Below are 389 nucleotides of genomic sequence, written 5' to 3'. Positions count from 1 at the left end.
CCATCAGGTGCCGGTAACGCCTTACGATCCAGCTTGCCATTCGGGGTCAGTGGCAGGCGATCCAACCGCACATAAGCGGCTGGGACCATGTAGTCCGGCAACACATCCGTTAGCCAGCTGCGTAAAGTTTCTACGCCCAGATGTTCGGAGGTCACGCCCTCGGCACCGACCCAATACGCCACCAGCCGCTTGTCGTTGCCTGCATCCGTCTCCAGCGCCACCACCACGCACTCGCGCACCTCCGCATGCGCGCTCAGTCGCGCCTCGATCTCGCCAAGCTCGATGCGGAAACCACGAATCTTGACCTGGTGATCGTTGCGGCCCACAAACTCGATCGTGCCATCGGCATGCCAGCGCCCCAGATCGCCAGTGCGGTACATGCGTGCTGT

1 protein-coding gene is annotated in these 389 nt (G+C 62.2%); it reads right to left on the bottom strand.

From position 1 onward, the window contains the following. Positions 1 to 389 (bottom strand): AMP-binding enzyme (locus XalbCFBP2523_RS15985; protein WP_146084160.1); only part of this gene is annotated, 389 nt, incomplete at both ends.

Source organism: Xanthomonas albilineans (assembly GCF_002939705.1).
Classification (GTDB): Bacteria; Pseudomonadota; Gammaproteobacteria; order Xanthomonadales; family Xanthomonadaceae; genus Xanthomonas_A; species Xanthomonas_A albilineans.
This window is presented reverse-complemented; position numbering and strand designations above follow the sequence as displayed.